General features: G+C 50.7%; 22 protein-coding genes. 13 read left to right on the top strand and 9 right to left on the bottom strand.

Translation table 11 applies throughout. From position 1 onward, the window contains the following. Positions 1-156 precede the first annotated feature (156 nt). Entirely contained in the window at positions 157-966 is an 810-nt protein-coding gene (locus tag AAF564_14085) for a hypothetical protein (protein ID MEM8486678.1), read from the bottom strand. Between the two features lie 228 nt (positions 967-1,194). On the opposite strand from AAF564_14085, the gene AAF564_14090 reads away from it, so the two are divergent. From AAF564_14090 to AAF564_14100, 3 genes are all read left to right on the top strand, one after another. Then, positions 1,195-1,710, top strand: coding sequence for an FxsA family protein (locus AAF564_14090; GenBank protein ID MEM8486679.1), 516 nt, complete (start codon positions 1,195-1,197; stop codon positions 1,708-1,710). 238 nt (positions 1,711-1,948) lie between these two features. Next, complete coding sequence (locus AAF564_14095) at positions 1,949-3,418, top strand: S8 family serine peptidase (protein MEM8486680.1); 1,470 nt, start codon at positions 1,949-1,951, stop codon at positions 3,416-3,418. Between the two features lie 166 nt (positions 3,419-3,584). Further along, positions 3,585-8,237, top strand: coding sequence for an ATP-binding protein (locus AAF564_14100; GenBank protein MEM8486681.1), 4,653 nt, complete (start codon positions 3,585-3,587; stop codon positions 8,235-8,237). A gap of 64 nt (positions 8,238-8,301) precedes the next feature. On the opposite strand, the gene AAF564_14105 is transcribed toward AAF564_14100, so the two are convergent. The 5 genes from AAF564_14105 to AAF564_14125 form a co-directional block, all read right to left on the bottom strand. Then, positions 8,302-9,618 (bottom strand): DEAD/DEAH box helicase, encoded by a 1,317-nt coding sequence (locus tag AAF564_14105; GenBank protein ID MEM8486682.1) that lies wholly within the window; start codon positions 9,616-9,618, stop codon positions 8,302-8,304. 328 nt (positions 9,619-9,946) lie between these two features. Next, the gene (locus tag AAF564_14110) at positions 9,947-10,438 is read right to left on the bottom strand and encodes a hypothetical protein (GenBank protein ID MEM8486683.1); all 492 of its coding nucleotides are present in this window, start codon (positions 10,436-10,438) and stop codon (positions 9,947-9,949) included. 23 nt (positions 10,439-10,461) lie between these two features. Beyond that, the gene (locus AAF564_14115) at positions 10,462-11,097 is read right to left on the bottom strand and encodes a DUF2306 domain-containing protein (protein MEM8486684.1); all 636 of its coding nucleotides are present in this window, start codon (positions 11,095-11,097) and stop codon (positions 10,462-10,464) included. A 120-nt stretch (positions 11,098-11,217) separates the two neighbouring features. Next, a complete protein-coding gene (locus AAF564_14120) occupies positions 11,218-12,024 on the bottom strand; it encodes a TerB family tellurite resistance protein (protein MEM8486685.1) in 807 nt (268 codons plus the stop codon). 4 nt (positions 12,025-12,028) lie between these two features. Further along, positions 12,029-12,646 (bottom strand): thioredoxin family protein, encoded by a 618-nt coding sequence (locus tag AAF564_14125; protein MEM8486686.1) that lies wholly within the window; start codon positions 12,644-12,646, stop codon positions 12,029-12,031. A 448-nt stretch (positions 12,647-13,094) separates the two neighbouring features. Between AAF564_14125 and AAF564_14130 the strand changes: the two genes are divergently transcribed. The 6 genes from AAF564_14130 (at position 13,095) to AAF564_14155 (ending at position 20,035) form a co-directional block, all read left to right on the top strand. Continuing rightward, positions 13,095-13,847: a DUF1080 domain-containing protein gene (locus tag AAF564_14130; protein MEM8486687.1), complete on the top strand. Its 753-nt coding sequence runs from the start codon at positions 13,095-13,097 to the stop codon at positions 13,845-13,847. Positions 13,848-13,903: 56 nt separating this feature from the next. Then, on the top strand, positions 13,904-14,773 hold the full coding sequence (locus AAF564_14135; protein MEM8486688.1) for a sugar phosphate isomerase/epimerase: 870 nt from the start codon (positions 13,904-13,906) through the stop codon (positions 14,771-14,773). 41 nt (positions 14,774-14,814) lie between these two features. Further along, positions 14,815-16,203 (top strand): Gfo/Idh/MocA family oxidoreductase, encoded by a 1,389-nt coding sequence (locus AAF564_14140; GenBank protein MEM8486689.1) that lies wholly within the window; start codon positions 14,815-14,817, stop codon positions 16,201-16,203. Positions 16,204-16,238: 35 nt separating this feature from the next. Then, a complete protein-coding gene (locus tag AAF564_14145) occupies positions 16,239-17,627 on the top strand; it encodes a Gfo/Idh/MocA family oxidoreductase (GenBank protein MEM8486690.1) in 1,389 nt (462 codons plus the stop codon). Between the two features lie 92 nt (positions 17,628-17,719). Next, complete coding sequence (locus AAF564_14150) at positions 17,720-18,736, top strand: PmoA family protein (protein MEM8486691.1); 1,017 nt, start codon at positions 17,720-17,722, stop codon at positions 18,734-18,736. A gap of 78 nt (positions 18,737-18,814) precedes the next feature. Further along, entirely contained in the window at positions 18,815-20,035 is a 1,221-nt protein-coding gene (locus tag AAF564_14155; protein ID MEM8486692.1) for a PmoA family protein, read from the top strand. Here AAF564_14155 and AAF564_14160 read toward each other — a convergent pair. Then, positions 20,032-20,415: a cupin domain-containing protein gene (locus AAF564_14160; GenBank protein MEM8486693.1), complete on the bottom strand. Its 384-nt coding sequence runs from the start codon at positions 20,413-20,415 to the stop codon at positions 20,032-20,034. The two genes, AAF564_14155 and AAF564_14160, sit on opposite strands and share 4 nt — an antisense overlap. 247 nt (positions 20,416-20,662) lie before the next feature. Between AAF564_14160 and AAF564_14165 the strand changes: the two genes are divergently transcribed. Next, positions 20,663-21,364: a hypothetical protein gene (locus AAF564_14165; protein ID MEM8486694.1), complete on the top strand. Its 702-nt coding sequence runs from the start codon at positions 20,663-20,665 to the stop codon at positions 21,362-21,364. Between the two features lie 40 nt (positions 21,365-21,404). Beyond that, complete coding sequence (locus AAF564_14170) at positions 21,405-21,980, top strand: hypothetical protein (GenBank protein MEM8486695.1); 576 nt, start codon at positions 21,405-21,407, stop codon at positions 21,978-21,980. Between the two features lie 108 nt (positions 21,981-22,088). Here the strand turns inward: AAF564_14170 and AAF564_14175 are convergent, their stop codons facing one another. Together AAF564_14175 and AAF564_14180 are read right to left on the bottom strand one after the other, a co-directional pair. Next, positions 22,089-22,640 (bottom strand): DUF2911 domain-containing protein, encoded by a 552-nt coding sequence (locus AAF564_14175; GenBank protein ID MEM8486696.1) that lies wholly within the window; start codon positions 22,638-22,640, stop codon positions 22,089-22,091. 186 nt (positions 22,641-22,826) lie between these two features. Next, the gene (locus tag AAF564_14180) at positions 22,827-23,576 is read right to left on the bottom strand and encodes a spondin domain-containing protein (GenBank protein ID MEM8486697.1); all 750 of its coding nucleotides are present in this window, start codon (positions 23,574-23,576) and stop codon (positions 22,827-22,829) included. Between the two features lie 211 nt (positions 23,577-23,787). Here AAF564_14180 and AAF564_14185 point away from each other — a divergent pair, with 211 nt between their 5' ends. Continuing rightward, the gene (locus AAF564_14185; protein MEM8486698.1) at positions 23,788-24,291 is read left to right on the top strand and encodes a MarR family transcriptional regulator; all 504 of its coding nucleotides are present in this window, start codon (positions 23,788-23,790) and stop codon (positions 24,289-24,291) included. 1 nt (position 24,292) lies between these two features. Beyond that, on the top strand, positions 24,293-24,958 hold a 666-nt coding region (locus AAF564_14190; protein ID MEM8486699.1), incomplete at its 3' end, for a hypothetical protein.

Raw genomic sequence — 24,958 nt, forward strand, 5'->3', positions numbered from 1 at the left:
AAATGCAAGCAAAAAAACCGAAATAACAACAAAACGAAATAACAAAAAAACTACATCACAACAAAACGACATCACAACAAAACGACATCACAACAAAACGACATCACAACAAAACGACATCACAACAAAACGACATCACGAAAAAACGGAATCCCCCTAAACCTGTGGAACCGAAACGTGCAGATGATCAGCCGTCCCCGTATGTCTTAGCGTATTGAACCCCATCGCCCAGAAATAAAACCGCACCATCTGATTGACCCATTCTGGTTTACCCTGGGTGCGGATATCTACGGCTTCAACATAGCCGTTTTCCTGCTTATAATGCAGCGAGTTTTCCAGCACGGGCAGCCCCATGGTTCGGTAATCGTCGGGTGTTCGTCCCATATCGGTTACTACAAGGCTACGGTCAGCCAGCACAAGGGTACTTGTTGCAATGCGCAGGGCTGGATGCAGGGAAAGGTAGGTAGACTTTACTTCTTCAGACTTAACATTGGTACCCGACAGGTACATAAGGGAATAGCCGCTATAAACGAGTACGAGCATGAGTAGCATTTTCGACATCCGGCCTGTTATCGCAAACGTACCCATAAACTTACGCCTAAGCAGCGCTGAATACACGAGTAGCACCAGTGTTGTAGCCCCTACCCCGGCAGCTACCGCAAGCCAAACATTCATCTGTTGATCCACATTCAAGTAGAGCGAGACGCGCACCAGTAACAAAAACGGAAGCGCCACGACGACAATCAGGGTTACAATTGATTTAATAAGCCAGGTAAAAGGATTAAATCGCTTTACAGGCCCAGCCGGCGCAGCGTCTGCTCTGCTTTTCACGGATTGCTTCCCTGATGACTTTCTTGATGATTTTCCAGAAGCCCGCGATTTGGCAGCATCATTGCCACTCCCTTTTGCCAGGTTTTCCATTTCGCGCAAAGCAGCTTCTATATCCTGTACTGGCTGAGAATCCATAAGAGGCGTATAAGTTTTGATCAACGGAGCATGCTTTGGCGGCAATGCGAATCAGAAAACCTGTGAGACGGGCAACGGTGTTTAAGTCAATTTACACAATTTGTGGTTACGTCGAAATAACCACAGGGGTTACAATCACATGCATCTCTCTGCCGGCTCACGCGTAAATACTGATGCAAGCAACGTAAAGTGAATATAAACCTGATTCCCTAAAAGCTGCTATTTCCTATGTTTTCACGCCTGCTCATCCTTTTCATTGTTGTCCCAATGATCGAATTGATGGTTCTGATCGAGGTTGGGAAAGAAATTGGATTTTGGCCAACCATCGGAATTATTTGCATCACAGGCTTACTTGGAAGTTCGCTTGCGCGGCAACAAGGCCTGGCTGTATGGACACAATTTAACAGCAGAATGCAGAAAGGCGAACTGCCTGGCGATCAAATTATTGATGGTTTGATTATTCTTGTTGCCGGCGCCCTGCTCCTCACACCGGGCATTCTTACAGACTTCGTCGGATTTATGGGCCTCTTACCCATTTCACGCCCCCTGATCCGGAATTACGCACAAAAACGACTCAAAACGGCGCAAGCTAACGGATCTATTCGATTCACAGCCAATCCGTTTGGCGGCAATGCCTTTAACCAGCCGTTTAATCAATCTTTTGGCCAGGCCCAGCAACCTCAAACACAGGAGCGTGAAACAGAATGGCAAGGCCAGGCCAAAGATCGTCCGGACAGCCAATAACCCGTCGAGCCCTTCGCCATTCGCACGCCACTCCTTTTTTACAGCATGGGTTTAGTATTTACCCGTCATATCAACGTAATTCCCCTGTAAATCGGCCTTCAAACCCGGCATTCCAGCACAGGCACGCTTCTTGATGTAGCCTGAATCCGGAAAGTATTGCCTCATCCCAAGGAAGCAACATCTGCCCAGAACCGCTAGAAGATGAGATCCCCCCCATTCATCAATACTAGTAATCTGAATGAATACCCAAAAGTCCTCCCCGAAATGGGTTACCCTTCTGATTGTCGGATTAATTTTCTTTAGCCCAGCCCTTTTGCAGGGTTGTGATTCATTTGGCGTGCACGATGCGCCGCCAGAGTCAGCAATCGACACCAAGCCGGCACCAGACCTGTCAGCAACCACCAAATTTCGGCATGTTGAGCTACTTGATGCCGCAAGAAGCGAGTTTACAGCAGCAGCGTCCGCAAGCAAAAACAACAAGAATAAGAATAAAGACGTTGATGAAGACAGCAACGAAACCGGCACATCATCCTCCGCGGTACACCTTGTTGTTGGTCTGTCTCCTTACGCAGGTGCAGACGTCACGCGTCGTGTCATCTCCAAATACGATGTTACACGCCGCGTGATCTCCAAGTATGGTGATGACATAAATGTGAAAGCGGAACTTGAAGAAGCCATTGATGCTGTGACGCTGGAAGTCAACGGAGATATTCTGAACGACTTGCTTGCCGATTTAGAAGCTGACCAGGATGTCGCCTGGGTTGAGCCTGACATCATCATTCCAGATATCAATAGCGGCAGCAAAAAAACCTCTAACAGCTCACAAATGCTGCCCTGGGGTGTCGCGCAGGTTGGCGGATCGCTCGATTCCTGGGAAAACAGTAATGTGCAAGTGTTCGTCTTAGACTCTGGTGTTTCCGAATCAAGCGAAATCAACCTGGTATCTTCTGTAGATTTTGTCGGCTTCTACGACAGCCGTTCAGGTACATATCAGTCCTACGAAAAACTGCCGGACAACAAGAAAATCAAAGACAAAATTGGTCATGGCTCGCCGATCGCCGGCACCATTGGTGCGCGTAACAACGACGAAGGCATCCGCGGCGTAGCGCCAGGTATTGGGATCAACAGCGTAAAAGTACTCGGCAAAGATGGTGGCACAGACGTCACAACGCTGCTGCTCGCTATCGACTACATCATGTACCAGCAATCGCTGAATCCCAAATTCCGTTACGTTGTAAACATGAGCCTCGGCGGTGACATTGGCACCACGGCTTACAATGCAGTTGACGAAGCAGTGGCAAATGCCATTGAGGCAGGGATTGTATTTGTGGTAGCTGCGGGTAACGAAGGCATGGATGCTGCAACAATTTCTCCTGCACACGTGGACGGCGCCATTACGGTTGGTGCATACGGACGTGATGGTGAATTCTCTGAATTCTCCAATTACGGGCCGGCAATCGACCTCCTTGCGCCAGGTGAAGACATTGCCTCACTTTCAGGCAAGTATGAGCAGCAAGGCTCTCTGATTATTGCCTCAGGCACCTCCCATGCCACGCCACACGTAGCTGGTGCAGCAGCCCTCTACCTCGCCGCGCATCCGAATGCAACGCCAGATGAGGTTGAGCGTGCGCTTGTGCTGAATGCCCAGTCCATCATCCAGGATACCCCGGCATCAACCACAAACAAATCGGTTTTTGTAACTCCATAACATAATCTTTCTTCTACTCTTGCATGCAAAGGCAGCCCTCGTTTTGGGCTGCCTTTCTGCTTTTCTGTAAGTCCGGCCAAATCGGCACCTTGATTTGTTAAGCATATCACGATGGTGTCGATACCCATGTGCAATCGCTTTCCTGCCAATCTTTTCCCACACTGGCGTGCAGGCACCCAACCAGACCGCATATTTTTGCCGTATCGCAGCCCTTTGCAGCGTTATTGCCATCCTTGCCGGGTGGCCGCAAATTACGCATGCCCAACAGGTACTGGATACAAGTAAACAAATCACCCAGTATGTACACGAAGTTTGGGAAACCCAGGACGGCCTGCCACAAAACTCAGCCAACGCACTCACAACCGACCAACAGGGTTATTTGTGGGTAGGTACGGAAGAAGGGCTTGTTCGGTTTGATGGAAAACGCATGGTGGTTTTTGATAAAATGAACCAGCCAGCGTTCAAAGCAAATGACGTAGTTACTGTTCTTCCTGCGTCTGACGGCACCCTTTACGTCGGCACGCGTGGCGGTGGCGTTGTAAAGTATGATACTGAAGGCTTTTCCCACATTGGCGAATCAGAAGGGTTGCCCAGCCCCTATATCACAACGCTGTCCGAAGACCCGGCGGGGCATATTTGGATCGGTACTTATGGTGGCGGACTTGCCAGGCTTCACGACAACAGGATTACTTCGTTCGGTGAAACAGCCGGCTTTGATGGTGATTTTGTCAGCGAATTGCTTACCGATGCTGCCGGCACACACTGGATGGGCAGTGATACCGGCTTATTCCAGCTCAAAAATGGCCAATTAAGCAGGTCAGACCTCGCCCAACTCGACAGCGCTTTTATCACCACCCTATTCCAGGACAGCAACCAGACGTTGTGGATTGCCACCCGTACCCAGGGTCTTTTTACGCTAAACGACACAACGGTCTCGCGCCACCCTGTTGCCTTTGGCGAAGGGCAATACATCAATCAAATCCTGGAAGACAACGCCGGCAGCCTCTGGCTTGCCCTCACGCAAGGCGGACTCACCCGCCTGTCAGGAGATCACCATGCAGACATCGACGCCAACACCCAATTTGCAGAAGGCGACCTCCTTGCACTACATCAAGATCCTGAAGGCAGCCTTTGGATCGGTACACGCGGCAAAGGGCTTCATCGCCTCAGAAACGAGAAGTTTACACCCTTTACAACAACAGAAGGCCTTGCAAACAACCGGGTGTATTCAGTCTACGAGCAAGAAGGCCTTGGTATGTGGATTGGCACGGCAGCCGGACTTACAAACATCCAGGAAAACAGTGCAACAGACTTCCCACTAAAAGACGCATTTGCAGATAAAGAAATTCTGTCTGTAACGGGTGATGGTGGTCCAGGCATCTGGATTGGCACCTACGGCGAAGGCCTCTTTTATTTGCAAGGGCCACAGATGCGCCAATTCCAGGCAGCAGATGGCCTGCCCAGCAACAATATTTTTGCCTTAAAAGCGGATAAAGGTGGCGCCTTGTGGATTGGCACAGACGCCGGCGTCGCCATTTACCGCGATGGCGTGTTCAGCACACTGAATGAAGCAGACGGCGTGCCGAGTCCATTTATCACGGCCATTGAGCAAAGCAATGACGGTGCCATGTGGGTTGGTACGTACGATGCCGGTTTCTTCAGATACCAGGATGGACAAATCAAGGCCTTTAATTTGGAAAGCGGCCTGTCTGCAGACGGCGTGCTCTCTCTGTACGAGGACGTAGAAGGCGTACTCTGGATTGGTACCTATGGCGGCGGTTTAAACCGGTTTGAGTTAAACAATTTCACTTCCTACACCACTGCTGACGGCCTGCACAACGACAATGTGTACGTCATACTCGAAGACAATGCGGACAACCTGTGGATGACCTGTAATAAAGGAATTTTCAGGGTATCAAAAGCAACACTAAAACAGATTGCACGGGGTGAAGAGGCCAAACTTGTTTCTACTCCCTTTGGCAAAAACGATGGCTTGCCCTCTGCAGAAGCAACAGGCGGCCAGCAACCAGCAGGCTGGAAATCGAAAGACGGGCAACTCTGGTTCCCGACCATTAAAGGACTGGCGCAGGTTGATCCGGCGAACCTGTACAAAAACCGCGTAGCGCCACCGGTGGTGATCGAGTCGATGGTGGTCGACAACGAGCAGTACGCGCTCAATAGCAATATTTCCCTGGAAGCCGGCACTAATAAGCTTCATCTTTCATTTACGGCCAACAGCCTGGTCATCCCGGAAAAAGTGCTATTTCAATACAAACTGGAGGGTGTAGATGCTAACTGGTCGCTCCCCGATAGCCGGCGAGAAGCATTTTACAACAACCTGCCACCGGGGCAATACACCTTCCACGTAAAAGCCACGAACAACGATGGCTTGTGGAATGAAAAAGGAGCAAGCGTCTCGTTTTACCTTGAGCCCTTTTTCTACCAGACCCTCTGGTTCAAGATCTCTGCCGGCCTTTTTGTTGTCCTCCTGCTGTTTCTCATATACCGGATGCGCATCCAGCAACTGAAAGCGCGCCAGGAAGCCCTTGAGCAAGTCGTAGAAGAACGCACGCGCGACCTCAGAAAAGAAAAAGAGCGCACCGAGGCGTCAAAGCGGGTCATCGAAGCGCAGGCAGATAAACTAAAAGAGCTGGATCGTTTCAAAACGCGGTTCTTTGCTAATATCTCGCACGAATTCAGAACGCCGCTGACCATGATCATCGGGCCCCTCGAAAACGCACTCACGGGTACCTACGGCATGCTCGAGCAAAACATGAAGCGCCAGGTAGGCATCATGTTGCGCAACGCCCAGCGTTTACTGCGGCTCATCAACCAGTTGTTAGATCTATCGAAGCTGGAAGCCGGCAAAATGGAATTGCGCGCCCAGCGCCGTAATGTTGTGCAGTTCCTCGAAAGCGTTGTACTCTCTTGTACACCGCTGGCTGACAAGAAACAGATCAACCTCGTTTTCGACAGCCAGGAAGAGGAAATCGGCCTTTTCTACGAGCCTGATAAATTGGAAAAAGTGTTTTTCAACCTGCTCTCCAATGCCCTGAAGTTTACGCCTGAGGGAGGCCAGATTACGATGGCCGTAACGACAACAGCACCCTCAGATACGTTTGAGCAAGGCGCTGTGATTGTTCGGGTGAGCGATAGTGGCCGGGGCATCCCGGAAAAGAATCTTGCGCATATCTTTAACCGATTCCATCAGGTTGACGGCTCCAATACAAGGGAGTTTGAGGGCACAGGCATCGGACTAGCACTTGTACACGAACTGGTGCTGCTACACCAAGGAACGATTGAGGTAGAAAGCACGGTAGGTGAAGGCACAACATTTATTATCCACTTCCCCAAAGGCAGTAACCACCTCGAAAAAGAACAGCTTGCAACTGCTTTACTGGGAGACGACATCATTGCTCCGGATGCAATAAATGTAGTCACCGAAATGGCCAACGAATCAACGGCGTTCGACCACGAACAGCAGGCAGACACTACGCCGGCTTACCAACCAGATGAAATGATTGGCGACAAAGTAGTCCTGGTTGTTGATGACAACGATGACGTGCGAGAATATGTCAGCGGCATCCTGTCTGCACAGTACACTGTCCATACTGCCGTAGACGGTGTTGATGGCCTGGAAAAGGTTGCATCAATTAATCCGGACCTGGTTATCAGCGACGTTATGATGCCGCGAATGGACGGCAATGAACTGTGTAAACAAATCAAGCAAAACCTGGATTATGACCACATCCCGGTTATCCTGATGACGGCAAAAGCTACCAACGCCCTCAAAATTGAAGGCCTGGAAATGGGCGCGGATGACTACATCGCAAAACCGTTTAATGCACGGGAGTTGCTTGTGCGGGCGCGCAACCTGATGATTATGCGGCATCAGGAGAAGGAGTTAAAAGGACTTAATGACAACCTTGAGCAAAAAGTAGCAGACCAACTGGCGCAGATGTTACAAGAGCGCCTTGCCTACGAAGAAGAATTGCTGGTGGAAAAAGAGAAAGCAGAAACCTCATCGCGATTAAAATCGAACATTCTCGACAATGTAAACCACGAATTTAGAACACCAATTGCCGGCATTATGGGCAGTGCCGAAATTCTAGAAATGGATGCCCCCGAGCAGATGCAGGAGTTTGTTGGGTTCATCAAGCAAAGTGCCTACCGCCTGCAAAGCACCCTCGATGCAGTAGTAGAACTTTCTAATCTTGAGCACGATGCTGTATTGCTCAATATCCAACCTGTTAATCTACTTGACGTAGCCAAAGACGCAGTTGACCGCTTCAAGCCCCTTATTCGCAATAAAGGGCTGCTCTTCTATCCTTTTCTTGGTGAAGAGGCTGTACACATCGAAGCTGATGAATATGCGATAAAACGCATCCTGGATCACTTACTCGACAATGCTGTCAAGTTCACACACGACGGCAAAATCTCCATTGACCTCGACATTGAGCAAGATTTGGTTTCGATCATGATCAAAGATACAGGTATTGGAATCGCAAACGAATTTATGCCGCGTCTGTTTGACGCATTTGTTCAGGAAAGCGATGGCATATCCCGTTCTTATGAAGGCATTGGCATTGGCCTGTCCATATCCAAACGCCTTGCTGAACTCATGCAAGGCAACCTGGATGCCTCAAGCGAGAAGAATGTAGGATCCACATTTATACTCAGCTTTCCGATATTCACGCAAACACAGCCAATACAGGGCGCTGTTAGTACAGATGGCACCGAAGCGGGTACCGCCGACAAAGACAGCACAGATAAAGATACCGCCGGGCAAGATACTGCCGGACAAAATACTGCAGCTTAACACCAAAGCATCCATCCGGCCATCTATCTGGCAACAACACCCTGTGTTGCGTGCAACAACTTAATCAGGAAGCAAACTTGGGACTGACGTTATTCGACTTCTTTTTACGTCCATGACCACCTTTGCGGCCACGATAAGGCCGGCTACCTCCGCCGCTTCCTTTCGACTTACCGCCGTAGCGTTTCTTTTTGCCCCCTCCACGAACAGACTTAGGCTCGATGGTGATGGGATGTCCACGCATTTCGGTGATCCCTTCTACTTCGAAATGTTTGAGGCGTTTTTTGGCGTGGCGCTCAATATTCTTCTGGTAGGTGATTTCACCTTCCCCAACAAAAGTAATGGCATCTCCCTGGCTTTCAGCGCGCCCTGTACGTCCGATGCGGTGAATGTACTCTTCCGGCTGCTCAGGCGTATCGTAGTTGATTACGTGAGAGATGTTATCTATATCGATGCCGCGGGCTGCGATGTTGGTGGCAACCATAATCTGGTACTTGCCCCGACGGAATCCCTTGATAGCGTGTTCACGCTGTCCCTGGGTTCGGTTTGAATGGAGCACTGCTGTTGCAAATCCACTTTTTGAAAGCCGGCGCGCAATCCGGTCGGCCCGGTGTTTTGTGCGCGAGAACACAATTACATTTTCAATAGGCTCAGACTTCAGCAAATGCGTCAGCAGGGCCATTTTGTTTTCCTGCTTCACCGCACAAACGCGCTGCTTGACCGTTTTAGCCGGCGAACGACGCTCGCCTACTTCAATAAACTCAGGATCACTCAAAATGCTACTGGCCAGCTTTTTAATAGCCTGCGGCATCGTAGCTGAAAAAAACATGGTCTGACGTTCACGTGGGGTCGAAGCCACAATTTTCTTGATGTCAGGGATGAAGCCCATATCGAGCATCCGGTCCGCTTCGTCTAGCACCAGCACCTCAACATCGCCGAGGCGTGCATTGCCTCTTTCCATATGGTCAAGCAAGCGACCAGGGGTCGCAACAAGCACGTCCACTCCCTGGCGGAGCCGCTTGATCTGCTGAAACATACCCGTTCCACCAAATACAGACAGACATTTAATGCCCGTATGTTTTGCATACTTGCGGACAGACTCGTCTACTTGAAGCGCCAATTCGCGTGTCGGTACAACAACCAGTGCGCGGACTTTACGTCTACGATTTTTATCTGGCCTGTGTCCACGAACAAGACGATCGAGTAGCGGCAGTACAAAAGCTGCCGTTTTACCAGTACCCGTCTGGGCACTCCCGAATAAGTCTCTGCCGTCAAGGGCTACGGGAATAGCGGTTGCCTGAATAGGCGTTGGTTTTTCATAACCCGCTGACGCAACGCCACGGGCTACCGGCTTGGCAAGGCCAAGCGTATCAAAAGTAATCATAGTATTTTTTTGCCGTGCCCTGCTGGATTCTACCAGCAAACATCGGATGGGCTGTAAAGAGATTTTTGAGGCACGCGTGATGTGGAAACAAACACACGCCTTCAGCACGGCAAAAAAAACTGCATCTGGTGCAGCTTCTGTGGATTCTGTCCGAGTAAATCCCGTTAAGCGCAGTAAATGATAGTTGCCACCGTTGTGACAATCGAAAGGTCTTCAATCCACTTCCTGGAGAAATGTTGTCCTCCAAACACCAAAACAAGGTGAATAGGGCAAGAAGATTGAAGTCTACAGACCTTGCATTTATGATGCCAAAGCTCTGTAATGCCCGTTAAAACGCTACCTCAAGGGCCTTGTCAGGAAATGATAACACCATGGATTGCCCCGGTTGAAGCGCATTCCATTCGTACAGCTTATCCTGATATCGCGAAACAAGGGTTGCCACGTGCATGGCTGAAAAAACGATACGTGAAGGTATTTCTTGCCGTTTACAGGCATCTTCAACCATAGTATTGAAGGCTGATGGCGCGTCAACACCGCTGGCAATGTACTGTAATCCCATTACAACACATTCGATATAGAGACCTTCTGTACCAATCCATGTGCGATCCTCTCGCTCCTCAAAATCTGTAATGTCATGGCCCTGCATCAACAGACCATAAAATCCACCGAAGTTCCCAAGCGACGTTTCTACAACGTAATGCGCAAGATCGTGCGCCGGCCCATACCTACCTTTCAGCTTTGACCACGTAGCCGTGCCATCAGCCCGCATACAGGTTAGCGCATGCACATCTCCCTTACCTTTTTTAATCCGAATTTCCATAACCTGCCTCCCGACAGCACGCGCTAAGCAACCGCTCTGCGAACAGACCGTTTGTCGGGCCGGCGGATAAAATACCACTCTGCAACCAGGACATTAGGCACCCAGCACAGCCAGGAAATGGCAATATAGGCAGGAACAAAGGGTAATCCGGAGACCATGGCAACCGGCAAATAAATACGCAACGTGACCGCTGCAAGCGTTAAGGCATAGTTGCGAATCATCCAGCGACGATGCGCAGCAACATCCCCCTTGCGGATCGTGGTAAACGCAAGAGCTCCTGTAACGAGCCATCCAATACCGAGGCCGGCAAAGCCGAGTGAAGCTGCCAGGCCACCGTTTGCTGAAAATGCAAGCACCAACGCAGCAATACCCGACAGGAGCACACAAATGAGATAAACGCGCCCAAGCAAGCGATGTCGACCAATCGAGTTTCTGCGAAGCGATTTGTTTAGTTGAAACGGACCGATCAATAGTGCAAGTCCGCCCCATATCATATGACCCCAGGCAGCCAGCGGCATGCTGGCAAACTTTTCGCGCATGCCTGAGTCGCCCATTTTATCGATAAAAGGAAAAACAAAGGCGTAGCCTGCTACGGCAATAGCAAGCACAGTCATCACCCACCAGGCCGGCTGGAGACGATATCGGATCTGATTGGACATAAACGACGTGGGTTGTTCAACGGTATATTGAACAACGGAAGGATCCGTGTAATGTTACACCAGGTGCCTTATAATCTTGCTAATATTAAGCCGGTTACAAGACACCTATGTACAATAAAATCAGGCAGATTCTGATTTGATTTTCACTTCAACACCCCACCCCTCTGACAACGATTTGATCATCGCCTGCTCGTTGTCATTCAATACACCATCTGCGTGCGCGATGTGTGTAAGGTCATCGAGGAAAGCAATGCGCTGAATAGGCGGCAGCGTATCTTTAATCGCCCGTGCAGAGGCTTCGAGTGCTTCCTGGTCAGGCTGCGAAGAGTAAAAATTCAGGGCTTCACTAACAACCTTGTTGAGCGCATCATCGGTGAGATCGGGCTGCCAGCGGTGGAGACGTTCCAGAATGGCTTTGATTTCACTGCTTGCAAGATCATTGTCGGTGCTATGCGCGAGGACAATACAAATCAAGCTCATGTCGTGGAGCAAACTCCATGAGGGATCATCAGCAACAGTGGCACTCGTTTGCTCGAGCAACGTTTGTGCATCAGCTTTTACACCCCAAATTTCGGCAAGAGACGTAATGAGGCTGCTTTCACTGGTCAACAATACGCCATCAGCCTCAGCAATACGCACAACATCTTCCAGGGCCTGCTTGCGCTCAGCTTCGGAAAGCGATTTACTCAGCGTACGGATCGTGCGGGTTACTTCGATACTCGCATTTTCCTGCATGTAAATGGCGATAGCTTCTAGTACAATTTCCTGTACATTTTCGCGCGTGAGCTCTGCTTCCCATTTTTGAAGCGTCCCCATAATGGTATCCACTTCCTCGTCACTCAAGGCGTTATCCGTACCATAAGCAAGGGCCACATACACGAGTGCAAGATCGTGCGTTCTTGTCCACGTTTCGTTGCTTTTTATCATTTATCTAAACTAATACTTCAGAGTTAGCGATGGCATCGATCAGCTCTGTCTCCACCATTTGCCAGCCGCCTTCTTCGTACCACACAACTCCCTGCTCAGAGAGTTTGGGGCCTTCAATGCCGGCAGCTTTCCATGTTTCACGCAATTGCTTCAAGGTATCAGGCCTTGGTCCCCACTGGAACAACTCGGTCCCCTCAGCGCCAAAAGCAATCAGTTTTGGGATACTACGTCCCCCATCGGTCAGATGCTGATCCATGATGTCCAAATTGTCATCACGCAGTAATATACGCAAATTAATATGCGGATTACGCGCTGCGGCTTTAGAAATTATTGGTAAAGCGTACGCAGAATCCACACACCAGTCCTCTGTAAGTATAAGCCAGTCTTGCGGCGCAGCAATAGAATCTATCAAATCGGCCAGTTTTTGATCCATCTTGTATTCAGATTCCACCCGCCCGGAACGCTCGGCATTATACCGGGCATAAAAGAGATACTTACGTGCATTTTTATCCAACCCCTTCAACGGCATCGCCATATGCGCCTGCCACGTAGCAAGATATTCGTCATATGTCAACCCCGTTGCCATCCGTGCCTTATAGTCAATTGCCTGTGTTGTATGCATCTCTATTTACCCTATCTATTTTACAAGCACGCGGTTTAAGCACGCGTGCCCCTTGCCGATATTCATGTACGATAACGTTTGCTGTAGTTCCATGCTCCTAGCGGCCTGGAGTGCTTGCGTTATCCTGAAAGCCTGCGCGGTAACGTGCAGGCTTTTTTGTTTATGCAGATTTTGTGCATGTCCTATTGTTAGGTTGTCGAATGCCCCATATTATTACAGTGCCACAAACAGGATAGCTGCCCTGCCTCCTATCCGGTTCATCGTCTTCATTTGACACACCTTGAGCCCAGGCTTATTTTATCTTTCCTTTACAAAACATATCCTGACCAGGGTCAGCCAACCCACCACCGCCCCCTGTGCAGTTGAACCACCTAACAGGACCTATCGAAAGACGTACAACCCGATGACAAACCCATACCGGATTCTTTGCTGTCTTGCCTGCTGCTTGATGCTTACTCTGTTTGCTGGCTGCCAGCCATCAGCGGAAGAAGCTGACGTTGCTATGAATGCTGACGCGGTCACATCTCCCAACACGCTCACAACAGCTGAAGAAGACGCCGGCTGGATCCTGCTATTTGATGGAGCGTCACTGGAAAATTGGCGCGGCTACCGCAAAGACCACGTGCCAGAAGCGCACTGGGCCATTGAAGATGGCACCATCCACAAAATTGCGACAGGCAAAGTGCCTGTAATGGACGACGGTCAACCGATCGACGGCGGCGACATCATTACCCTCGAGAAATTTGAGAATTTTGAGTTCTCCTTCGAATGGAAAGTAGCGCCGGCAGCAAACAGCGGCATTAAATACAATGTGGTCGAAGAAATGTCTGACGGCAACCCGCTGGGATTTGAGTACCAGGTTTTGGAAGATGAAGGGCACCCGGATGCTAAAATGGGCAACGGCACCAACCGGACAGCCTCTGCCCTGTACGACCTTATCAGTCCCACAAACAAAGCTGTAAATCCGATTGGCGAATGGAACCATGGACGCATCATTTTTGACGGTATGCATGGTGAACACTGGTTAAACGGACAGATGGTACTCGAATACGACCTCGGTACGCCGCGCATGGACTCGCTGCTCGCGGCAAGCAAGTATGCCCCCATCGAAAACTTTGGCGCCAAGAGAACAGGACACATTGTCCTGCAGGATCATAGCGATGACGTGTGGTACAGAAACCTCAAAGTTCGCAGACTTTAGTGCACGCTGTACGCAGTAGCAATCTCTTTTCCACACCACTTTCCAGACACAAGCACATGGAAGCGCGTAACTCAAACCGTCGGCAATTTCTGAAAACTGGATTTGTAGCAACTGCTGCGCTGGGTGTCGGTGTGCAAGCGCCGGCAATAATACCAGCACCTCAATCCGTTAGCGGTGCACAAAAAAGTGCCATCAAACTTGGCGTAGCCAGCTATTCCTTGCGCAAATTCAATCGCAAAGAAGCCATTGAAATGAGCCTTGCACTGGACGCGAAGTACATCAACATCAAATCCGTTCACCTGCGTCATAAAGATTCTCCGGCAGCGCTGAAGGCCGGCAGAAAAGAAATTGAAGCAGCTGGGCTGACCATCGTTGGTGGAGGCACCATTACCATGCACAAAGATACAGATAAAGACGTGCGGGCAAATTTTGAATACGCCCGCCTGTGTGGGATGCCCCTGATGGTGGTTGCGCCCAAGCCCGAAGTGTTGCCCCGTATCGAAAAGTTTGTCAAGGAATATGACATCATGGTCGCCGTGCACAACCATGGCCCCGAAGATAAATACTTCCCGGCCCCTCGCGATGTGCTTGCTATCATAAAGGACATGGACCCGCGCGTAGGATGTTGTGTTGATGTTGGCCACACAGCCAGGACGGGTGTAGACGTAGTTGAAGCTATCGCAGATGCGGGAGATCGGGTGCTGGATATGCACATGAAAGACCTGTCCGATATGATGGATCGCGATTCACAGGTTGCTATCGGCGCAGGTAAAATGCCCGTTGCTGCAATTTTCAAGCAGCTGGCAGCGATGAATTACCAAGGCTATGTGAACCTGGAATACGAAATTTTTGCTGATGATCCGCTCCCAGGTATGCAGCAATCTTTTGCCTATATGCGCGGCGTACGCGATGGCCTTGGCTTGTAAACAGCCGGCCCTACCCTTTCCACCCAAGACCAAACAATACCATGGCTAACTCAACTTCACGCCGGGAATTCCTGCGCATCGCAGCAGCCTCTTCCGTGGCAACTGGCGTAGCACCAAACATCCTGACCTCAAAAACACACCTGCTCTCTCGTGCGCACCAACAGAAGCAATATGCGGCGAACGACATGATTCGCCTTGCAACCATTGGCTTCGGTGGTATGGGGCATGGAGATACACGCACAGCGCTCCAGGTAGGCGGTGTTGAGTTTGTCGCAGCGGCCGATTGTTATGATGGCCGACTCAAACACGCCAAAGAGGTTTATGGAGACCAGCTGTTTACAACGCGTGACTACCGCGAAATTCTTGCACGACCCGATATCGATGCGGTAATCATCGCAACTCCGGACCACTGGCATTCGCGGATCACCATCGAAGCACTAAAAGCTGGAAAAGCAGTGTACTGCGAAAAGCCGATGGTGCAAAAGATTGAGGAAGGAGCCGGCATTCTACAGGCAGAAAAAGAAACGGGTAACCTGCTCATCGTTGGTAGTCAACGCGTAAGCTCACTGCTCTATGAAAAAGCGCGCGACCTTTACCGTTCCGGCGCCATTGGTGAATTGAATATGGTTGAAGCGGTACTCAATCGTAACTCGGCACTCGGTGCATGGCAATACACCATCCCGCCAGATGCTTCACCTGAGACCTGCGACTGGGACACCTTCGTCGGTCACGCCCAGCAACGTCCCTTTGATGCAACCCGTTTTTTCCGGTGGCGCAATTACCAGGATTACGGTACCGGCATACCGGGTGACCTGTTTGTTCACTTGTTCTCAGGCATTCACCTGGTGCTCGACTCCAATGGCCCCGAGCGTGTTATGTCTACGGGCGGACTGCGCTATTGGGTAGACGGACGGGATGTCCCAGACATTATGCTGGGCATGTATGATTATCCAAAAACAGACACGCACCCTGCGTTCAACATGTCGCTGCAGGTAAACTTTGCAGATGGAGCTGGCGGGGGTACACAATTCCGATTTATTGGTAGTGAAGGTGTTATTACCATTAACTCGAACAACGTGATGCTGACAAAGCTCGCCCCACGTAGCGAACCCGGTTATTCGGTTGGTACCTTCGAGGAGTCCATCCAGAAACAGGCCATCGAAAAATACCGGCAGCAGTATCCAGAGCCAGTTCGTCCTTCGTTGCGCGGGTATACAGAAGAAGTGTACCGTGCGCCCGGTGGCTACAACGACCGGTATGATCACTTCAACAACTTCTTTACGGCAATGCGAGAAAAAGGGACCGTTGTTGAAGATGGTGCTTTCGGCTTGCGTGCTGCAGCGCCGGCACTCCTCACGAACATGAGCTACGAATCGCGGCAAATAGTTATGTGGGACCCGGACGCCATGGAGCTCAAAACCCGGATCTAACGCCAACCCGTAACCCGTTTTTTTAAATGAAGCCTATGCATTCCAAGGCAGGCAGAGCGACCAACGAGAAAAATGCTGCAATACAAGGTGAAACCCGGCGCACTTTTGTAAAAAAAATGGCGGCTGGCTCCGCAGCCTTTGCGGCTGGCGTGCCAGTTGCCGCTGCACCGCTGCAAACGGCAAAAAGCTACAGCAGAATTGCTGGTGCCAACAACCGTGTACAGGTGGGTTTTCTCGGTACAGGGCGCATGTCTCGTAACCACCTGCGTAACTTACTAAGCGACCATCCCGGCCGTGCTGATGTGGTTGCGTTTTGCGATGTATATCAAAAGAACCTGGATTTTGCCAAACAACAGGTACCGGACGCAGCTACGTTTCATAAACATGAAGACTTGCTGGCCCTTCCCGGTGTCGACGCCGTTGTTGTAGGCTCACCAGATCATTGGCACGCGCTCCATGCCATCCATGCCTGCGAAGCGGGGAAAGACGTGTATGTGGAAAAGCCAATTTCGATTAGCGTTGGAGAAGGTCGAAAAATGGTAGCGGCTACCAAAGCGCACAACCGTATTGTGCAGGTCGGCACCCAACAGCGATCAAATGAAGTGTTCATTGCCGCAAAAGATCTGATCCAGGGAGGCAAAATTGGCGATGTGACATTTGTTCGCACCTGGAATTATGGCAACAATTATCCCAATGGCATTGGCAACCCTGCAGATGCTGCACCTTTTGAAGGCCTAGACTGGGATCGCTGGTTGGGCCCCGCGCCGCTTGTGCCGTTTAATGAAAACCGTTTTGGCGCTATCCAGGACGAAGCATACACCTACAAACGGTTTTCTTCTTTCCGATGGTTTTGGGATTACGCCGGCGGCATGATGACCGACTGGGGCGTCCATTTACTCGACATCGTGTTGTGGGTAATGCGGCAGCAATACCCCAACACGGTAACAGCTTCCGGAGGCAAATACCTGCTTGAAGACAACCGGGAAACACCAGACACACTGCAGGCCACCTTTCAGTTCGACAAATTCACCTGTACCTACGAAAACAGAACAACCAACGGACGTCGACTGGAAGACATGGGTTATGGCATTGCCTTTCATGGCAGCAAAGGCACCCTGGTAGTAAACCGAAGCGAATTGTTTGTCTACCCGGAAGGTGACGGCAGGCCAACACGCAGACAAAACAGAACAGGCGGCTCCCACAGCCGGCATATCGGCAACTTCCTTGAGTGCGTTGTTTCCCGTGCCACGCCAACTTGCGACATAGAAACAGGCCACCGTTCAACAAGTATCGCAATCCTCGGCAACCTGGCCTATCGTACCGGACAACAGGTCAATTGGGATGGCGAACAAGAACGCATCTCTGGTAATGATGTAGCAGATCGCATGCTGCAGCCTGCTTACAGAGAACCCTGGTCAATTTAAATCCCGGCCTTCCCATTTATCCTATGCGCTACTGCACGCTGTGTTTGTTGATTTTGTGCCTCACATTTTCGTGTGTAGAAGCTTCAATATCAATGCAAGACGAACGCAGTGACAGGCCGGACGCCATACAAATTGTGCATCGGGCAGAGAAAAAACGGGTTGACGTATACATCGATGGCGCCCACTTTACATCCTACCTGTTTTCCGAAGCCGGCAGTGATCTCAAAAAACCAATCCTCTACCCGCTCAACACTGCCAACGGCAACAACGTAGCACGAGGATGGCCCTTTGAGCGCAAGGCGGGTGAACGCGTGGATCACCCGCATCACGCCGGCCACTGGTTTAACTATGGCGACGTAAACGGCTTTGATTTCTGGAATCATTCAACCAACACTCCAGGTGATCGCCTCGACAAAATGGGCAGCATTGTGCACCAGTCGGTGGACGCTATCAAAAATGGTAATGATGTCGGCACCCTCACTGTAACCGCACACTGGCTCGGCCCTGACGGCGCTGCACTTCTGCATGAACAGACCACATTTGTGTTTACAAAAGCTGCTGACCGTCGGATAATGGATCGCACCACTACACTTACAGCACTGGATGAGCCGGTTGTGTTCTCCGACAACAAAGAAGGTATGGTTGCCGTGCGCGTAACCCGTGCGCTTGAGCACCCTTCTAATGAGGCGCTTTTGCTTACCGATGAAGATGGACAACCACGCGCCGAAAAAGTGCGCGACAACACAGGCGTTTCGGGCGAATACCTGAACGAGGCCGGCGTACGCGGCACAGCTATTTGGGGCGAGCGATCTCCCTGGGCACTGCTTTCAGGTAAACTAGATGATGAACACGTAACTATCACAATCATTGATCACCCTCAAAACCCAGGCTATCCCACCTACTGGCACGCAAGAGGATATGGCCTTTTTGCGGCAAATCCGCTGGGACAACGTATATTTAGTAAAGGCAAAGAAATGCTTAACCACTCGCTGGAGCCCGGTGCGTCCACCACCTTCCGCTACCGCATTGCCTTTTTGTCTGATTCGGCAGATCCACAAAAGGCAGTAAAAACCCTTGCTGCTGATTTTGCCGCCAAGACCTTAGAATGACCCCATTGTCATTGTGACAAACTGCCCTTGCTCGTTTGTTTACTCCTAAAATATCAACTGGATCAACGTCCTCCCATCATGTTCATATCACACATTCTCTTCCCGCTCTTGAGCAGCCTGCTTTTATTGGCAAGTCCGCCAATAGACCCTGTTTATGAATTGACTGTGGAAGCCGGCAAAGTTGACAGGCTACAATCTGTCGTCTCGTTCACCCTGCCGGATGACCTTTCGCCAGGCCCACTTTACCTGCAAAACGTCGTGGGCAAGCAATATCCTGTCCAGCGTGTCAACGACGACGGATGGTTTATTCTGGAAGACCTCAAAGCCGGACAGAAAGCCACGTACTCGCTGTACGAAGGTGAGCCAGCCACTACGTCTGGCGCCAATGGCGTCATCGCTGAAGCAACTGCCGGAGATGTTGCTTTCAAACAAGACAGTACTGTTATCTTCACGTATAACAACGCAAAGACCATCCTGCCTCGCAACAACATCGATCAGATCTATCGCAGAGGGGGCTACATTCATCCGGTGCATACCCCTTCAGGTATCCTCGTTACCAACGACTACCCGTCTAACCATGTGCACCACCATGGCATCTGGGCATCCTGGACAAACACGCGATTTCAGGGGCGAAAACCTGATTTTTGGAATATGGGGAACGGCACCGGGACCGTAGAGCCTGTAAACATGGATACAACCTGGCAAGGGCCTGTTATGGGCGGCGTTGTGGGCCGGCACCGGTATGTTGACCTATCTGCAGATGAACCGGTCGACGTGCTCAACGAAACCTGGGAAACACGCGTTTTTGCCGTCCAGGATGAAGACACACCTTACCATTTGTTTGAACTGCGCGTAACCCAAACCACCGCATCCGATAATTTCCTTACGCTGCCAAAATATCGGTATGGCGGCGTCGGGTTCAGGGGACATGATGCATGGGAAGGCGTGAAAAACACGTACTTCCTTACCTCAGAAGGCAAAGGCCGTCTCGAAGGCCACGGTACCCGCGCGCGCTGGTGCCACATCGGCGGTTTTGTTGATGGCGCGTTTGCCGGCGTAGCCATATTGAGCCACCCAGACAATTTCAGGGCCCCGCAGCCCATGCGTATCCATCCAAGCGAGCCATTCTTCAACTGGGCCCCTTCACAGGCAGGTGACTGGACGATCCGCCCGGGCAAACCTTACGAAGCAGCCTATCGTTTTGTGGTAATGGATGGTGAGCCCGACAAAGCACTCATCGACCGGCTGTGGGACGACTGGGCCAAACCGGCCAAAGTCAAAGTCAAAAAAGTGGGTTAGTCGTCTTCACCACGAAGGTATGCGTCCGTGCCGGCGATCCAGTCGGCACGGGGCGGACTAAACACGTCCAGGCTCATCGCATCTTCAAGCGCAACGGCGCCATGGGGTACGTTTGGTGGCAAATGTAGCACCTCCCCCGCCCGTACAATGATTTCTTCGCCTCCGTCACGCTCCAACCAGAATTTCATGCATCCGGTGAGCATGTAGGAAAACTGTTCGTTTTCGTGTTGATGCAAGGGCACAATGCCGCCGGCTTTGATAAAAACCTGAGACAACATTACATGCTTTCCCCACATCATTTTGCGGGTAATCAAAGAAGAGAGCGCCTCTTCTTCTATGCTATCCCAGTCGTGTAATTTTACGCCTGACTTTTTGCTCATGGTCTCTCGGGTTAATGCCAAATAACAATGGCTACGTGGGAGGATGCGGCAGACAGAAAAAACGGCTACCGCCCAACACAATTCAAGGTGTCATGCCAGCCATCAAATATCGTTCAGCATGCCCTCCAAACTCAACTTCACAAGCTTCTCCCGTTTCATTTTCAGCAGCACTGTGTTTTCATAACGATTTTTTTATGCCCCTTGATGCAGTTTTTGGTTAGACATCACGGCTGACAAAGTGCAGCCCATGCCTACAAGAAAGGGGTTTAACACTATGTTGCAGCGGAAAAGGAGTGTACTGGTGCTGTATCTGTCAGCAATACTGGGAGGTGTCTGCATGGCGCCGGCCGTGATTGCACAACCCACTACAGGTATAGATAGCACAGACCGTGAGATAATGCTCAGGTCCGTCGACTCCCTGTTAACAACCATCACGGACCTGAAAACTGAGCGCGCAGAACTCCAGTACGAGTTCAGGCAGCTCAACAACCGGATTCAGTCGCTCGAACGCACCTTTCAAGGTGAATTCAACAACCTGCAATCAGGCCAGGGCAATGTACTTGAAGGGCTCGACACGCTCCGCGTGATGATGCCAAGCGAAGAACCTATGCATGCTACCAATAACAATGTGATCTACCTCAGCCAGCGGCAGGACAGCCTTGTGTCTTACGTCGAGCGGTTAGAGCAGCGCATTGTCAATTTGCCGGATAACCACTATTGGGGCGTGCGTAACGGATTCAAGCAGTTTGATCACTTGCTGTTGTTCACGTTCCTTGCCGCCATAACATCCCTGGGAGTTGTTTTGCTGATGCGAAGCAATGACCCACTTGCCAACCCTACCATTGACCAGGTAACACAGCAGGAAGAAGTTGCTGACCGATTGAGCGTATCCATCACGCTTCTTGTCGGCAGTGTGCTCGTGATCCTGTTTATCCTGTTTATCCTGTAATGCGCGCTGAAAAGCGCACTTTTTAGCCTGTACCCATCCTATGTCTGCACTATCAAAGGCTATTTCAAGAGCTTCGCTGTCGATTGCGTTTGGCGCGCTTTCGACTGGTGTTGCTATTATCACAGCTGAGAAACTGATGGTTTCCAAACTGTCAGCCGGCCTACTGGCCATCGGCTTGTTCTTTGTCGGATCCATCCTGGGCTCGATGCTCGACGAGTGGATACGCAGCAAGAAAACGCAAATACAAACGGAACGCGAACTTATCTCAGCCCTGGAGAACCTGATGCAGGGCATCCCGGATGTTGCATCCAAACAAATGAACAAACAGGTTAATGAACTGAGCCTGTCCATTCAGCGGATGAAAGCCAAAATGGCTGCCCGTGGCATTAAGTATGAACCAACAGAGCAGCCGTTCAAATCACCCACCACGGCAAAAGAGCGTTCAGAAGCGCTCCGGATGTGCCAAAATGCCAAGAAGTTGCTCGACTTTGCTATTAGCATGGGTGACTCAGAAGAAACAATCAATACCCTCACAGCGGAAGTTGACCACTGGCTAAGTGTACTCAATCAGCCGGGCAGCAAAAACAGTGGCAGTTCTGTACAGGGACAGGCTTAGTAATCGACGAACCGGGCAAACGTATTACCAACCCTCATGTAAAATGCAAAAAGGCGACCGCACAACTGCAGTCGCCTTTCTACATGTAAATCGACATTAAGGCCAAGGCTAGTTAGCCGGCATGATCGGTACGCGGATTTCCCAGTTGGTCCAGCCGGCCACCATGTGCAAGCCACCCTCTACTTCTTCCAGTGCAATACCAAACTGGTCTCTGTCTTCTTCCTTTGTCATTGCAGGGACTTCAAAAGAGGCCACGTTGTTATCGGCCTTGTAGCCACCTGCACCACCTCCGCGGAAGTCGTTGATATGCACCATCCAGCTATCAGCCCCAGGGGTGGCAAAAATGCTGTAGGTGCCGGCAGGCACAACAGCATCGCCAACCTTCAGGTCACCACCAAGGGTAAGTTCAGTTGGTTCGTTGGCACCAAAGCGCCATACTTTGCCATTGGGATGCATTGCACCATCCTCACCGAAAATATTGTCGCGACCACGCATGTAGGGCTGGCCGTAAGTTACCTTAACGTAGGTGTCGCCAACAAAAGCGCGGGCCATGCCAAGTGGGCTCAGCCGGCGGGACTCATGCAGATCCTGAGCTGCTACGTCAAGCGTAAAGAGCGCACCAGCGAGGAGCAAAATAGATAGCGTTTTAAATTTAAACATTTCTGTAGTGATTCGTGAAATAAGCGTTGCATCAAACTAAATGCGTCTGAATTTACAGGTTTGACCTGCATTCTGCCAAACTACTCACAAAAAAAACAATTTGATTCCACCTGAAAATGCAAAAAGGGCGTGGCGCCTGTTGGCACCACACCCCTTTTTCGTTTCCCGGCGGGGAAAGCTTCAGGCTTATTTGATGCGACGAACGCGCACTTTGCCTACCGGATCACTCCAACCATGTACAGAAGGTACGAGATCATCTCCACCCTGTACGTTAGGATGGCTTTTGATTACGCCACCTTCATAAAGTGCAGGATTTGATTCGCCTGTGCCAGCATCGTCAGAAGAAATTCCTACGAGGCCCTGGCAAGGAGGCACGATGTCAGCAAAATCTTCCGTGTTTACTTCTGTACCTGCGTCATAAGCGCGGATACCAAAGCTGGCATACTCGCCAATGTGCTGTGGAAGTTTTTGGGAATCGAGGCCTGTGAAGCCATCATTGGTGCAAATCAACATGCTGGCAAATGAGATGTAGTCATATCCAGGCTTGGTGTTGATCGTAAACTTGACCGTCTGACCTGGCATTACAGGTGGTGGCGTGCCTGCCACTGCAATTACTACATCAGCTACATTGCTGCTTGCATTCAGCGCTTCATCGAGGGGGCCGAGGTTTCCATTCTCAGCAATCTGGCGGATGCCGTTGCTCGCTTTGTAACCTACGCTGAACATGTCGATGTGCGCATTGTGCGTCGCTACGAGGGGAGGTGTGAATGGCTGACCTTTTGTGATATTTCTAACAGCAACTTCATACGTGTAGTACGTGCCATCAGAAGAAGCACCTGCTGCTACAGGGCCTTCATTTTCAACTTCAGTAAGGGCGTCAGAACATCCTACGAGCACGAGCGCTGCAAGAAGTGAGAAGAATAAACTCTTTTTCATTTTAAGAACTTTTTTGTTTGGGTGTTAACGGAACAGCCACAGATTACGGCGACTTTTGCGGCTATCCTTCACAGAAGTGTAACAAGCCCCTAAACTTTATCTAAACACGACAGAACTTTTGCCTACAGACTTGCAGGGTATTGCAAGTTTTGCAAAGTCAATTATATTAATTTGTCTTGACTTCAAGATACTTGTTACCTAGATTGTTTACATGAAGCATTTAGACTTAATAGATAAACTGCAGCAAGCGTGGCAGACTGAACGGCCCGAACTGGACAGCAGCGCGATGGGAATTGTTGGCCGCACAATTCTGCTGGGTGAGCTTATGCGGAAGAGCGCGCACGCGGTACTTGCAGACTTTGGCATTGGCTATACGGACCTGGATGTACTCGCAACGCTACGTCGGTCGGGTATCCCTTTCTGCTTGCGGCCGGCCGACTTGCTGAAAGCCATCCTGATCCAGTCGGGCTCGCTGACCGCTTGCCTGGACCGGCTGGAGGGCGCCGGCCTCATCGAGCGGGTCCCCACCCCCAATGACAGGCGGAGCCGATCGGTACAGTTAACTGAAAAAGGCATTGTGTTGGTGGACAAGGCCATCACAACCCGGTTTGGCGAAGCTGAACAGTTTGTCAATTCCCTCTCATCAGAAGAAAGAAGCGCACTCGAGCAGCTGTTGCGAAAACTGTTGCTCAACCAATCCAAAGAGGAGAATTAAGATGAAGCACATTACACAGCGTATATCCCTGATCGTATTCTGCACGGTATTCGCCGGCTGTACAACAAAGCCGGCTATCGAGCGCCAGGTGACGGTTGAGACAAAAACCCTCGTAATGGCCGACAGCACAACTGTTAGTTATGAACTGGGGATGATTGAGGTGCCTCATAACAGAAATACAGCCTCAGACACAACCTGGGCAGTGGAATTTGTTCGGTTAAGCCGGGCCCCTGAAGCCATGGCTGGCACCCCGCCTATTTTCATCCTACGCGGAGGCCCAGGCACTGAGCCGGCATCTCAGTTGTTGGAAGACCCATCGTACTATACATACTTCTATGCGCCTTTAACAAAAATTGCCGATGTGATCATCCCTGGCCAACGTGGCTTTCAAACATCTGGAAACACAAGCTGCGATCCAATGCCTGAGATGCCGCTTGCAGATCACCTGAATTCGGGCAAACGAGAAGCAGCCCTTCAAGCCAGCCTGGCTGCTTGCCGGCAAAAGCTTGAGGCAGCCGGCGTCAACCTGCAAGGTTTGAACGTTGAAGAAATGGCTGCAGATGTTAATGATATCGCTAGCAGTCTTGGCTACCGCTCCATCCAACTGATTGGTCAAAGCTTTGGGACCCACTGGGGGCTCAGCATTATTCGGCAATATCCGGATCTG

It is taken from the genome of Bacteroidota bacterium, assembly GCA_039111535.1.
Classification (GTDB): domain Bacteria; phylum Bacteroidota; class Rhodothermia; order Rhodothermales; family JAHQVL01; genus JBCCIM01.

What these genes read in the sequence shown, in the direction of transcription:
- AAF564_14160 (MEM8486693.1), bottom strand. Translation starts at nt 20,415, where the DNA reads ATGAGCAAAAAGTCAGGCGTAAAATTACACGACTGGGATAGCATAGAA.
- AAF564_14155 (MEM8486692.1), top strand. Translation starts at nt 18,815, where the DNA reads ATGTTCATATCACACATTCTCTTCCCGCTCTTGAGCAGCCTGCTTTTA.
- AAF564_14130 (MEM8486687.1), top strand. Translation starts at nt 13,095, where the DNA reads ATGCTTACTCTGTTTGCTGGCTGCCAGCCATCAGCGGAAGAAGCTGAC.
- AAF564_14180 (MEM8486697.1), bottom strand. Translation starts at nt 23,576, where the DNA reads ATGAAAAAGAGTTTATTCTTCTCACTTCTTGCAGCGCTCGTGCTCGTA.
- AAF564_14110 (MEM8486683.1), bottom strand. Translation starts at nt 10,438, where the DNA reads ATGGAAATTCGGATTAAAAAAGGTAAGGGAGATGTGCATGCGCTAACC.
- AAF564_14135 (MEM8486688.1), top strand. Translation starts at nt 13,904, where the DNA reads ATGGAAGCGCGTAACTCAAACCGTCGGCAATTTCTGAAAACTGGATTT.
- AAF564_14150 (MEM8486691.1), top strand. Translation starts at nt 17,720, where the DNA reads ATGCAAGACGAACGCAGTGACAGGCCGGACGCCATACAAATTGTGCAT.
- AAF564_14145 (MEM8486690.1), top strand. Translation starts at nt 16,239, where the DNA reads ATGCATTCCAAGGCAGGCAGAGCGACCAACGAGAAAAATGCTGCAATA.
- AAF564_14115 (MEM8486684.1), bottom strand. Translation starts at nt 11,097, where the DNA reads ATGTCCAATCAGATCCGATATCGTCTCCAGCCGGCCTGGTGGGTGATG.
- AAF564_14175 (MEM8486696.1), bottom strand. Translation starts at nt 22,640, where the DNA reads ATGTTTAAATTTAAAACGCTATCTATTTTGCTCCTCGCTGGTGCGCTC.
- AAF564_14085 (MEM8486678.1), bottom strand. Translation starts at nt 966, where the DNA reads ATGGATTCTCAGCCAGTACAGGATATAGAAGCTGCTTTGCGCGAAATG.
- AAF564_14105 (MEM8486682.1), bottom strand. Translation starts at nt 9,618, where the DNA reads ATGATTACTTTTGATACGCTTGGCCTTGCCAAGCCGGTAGCCCGTGGC.
- AAF564_14185 (MEM8486698.1), top strand. Translation starts at nt 23,788, where the DNA reads ATGAAGCATTTAGACTTAATAGATAAACTGCAGCAAGCGTGGCAGACT.
- AAF564_14165 (MEM8486694.1), top strand. Translation starts at nt 20,663, where the DNA reads ATGCCTACAAGAAAGGGGTTTAACACTATGTTGCAGCGGAAAAGGAGT.
- AAF564_14140 (MEM8486689.1), top strand. Translation starts at nt 14,815, where the DNA reads ATGGCTAACTCAACTTCACGCCGGGAATTCCTGCGCATCGCAGCAGCC.
- AAF564_14120 (MEM8486685.1), bottom strand. Translation starts at nt 12,024, where the DNA reads ATGATAAAAAGCAACGAAACGTGGACAAGAACGCACGATCTTGCACTC.
- AAF564_14125 (MEM8486686.1), bottom strand. Translation starts at nt 12,646, where the DNA reads ATGCATACAACACAGGCAATTGACTATAAGGCACGGATGGCAACGGGG.
- AAF564_14090 (MEM8486679.1), top strand. Translation starts at nt 1,195, where the DNA reads ATGTTTTCACGCCTGCTCATCCTTTTCATTGTTGTCCCAATGATCGAA.
- AAF564_14170 (MEM8486695.1), top strand. Translation starts at nt 21,405, where the DNA reads ATGTCTGCACTATCAAAGGCTATTTCAAGAGCTTCGCTGTCGATTGCG.
- AAF564_14095 (MEM8486680.1), top strand. Translation starts at nt 1,949, where the DNA reads ATGAATACCCAAAAGTCCTCCCCGAAATGGGTTACCCTTCTGATTGTC.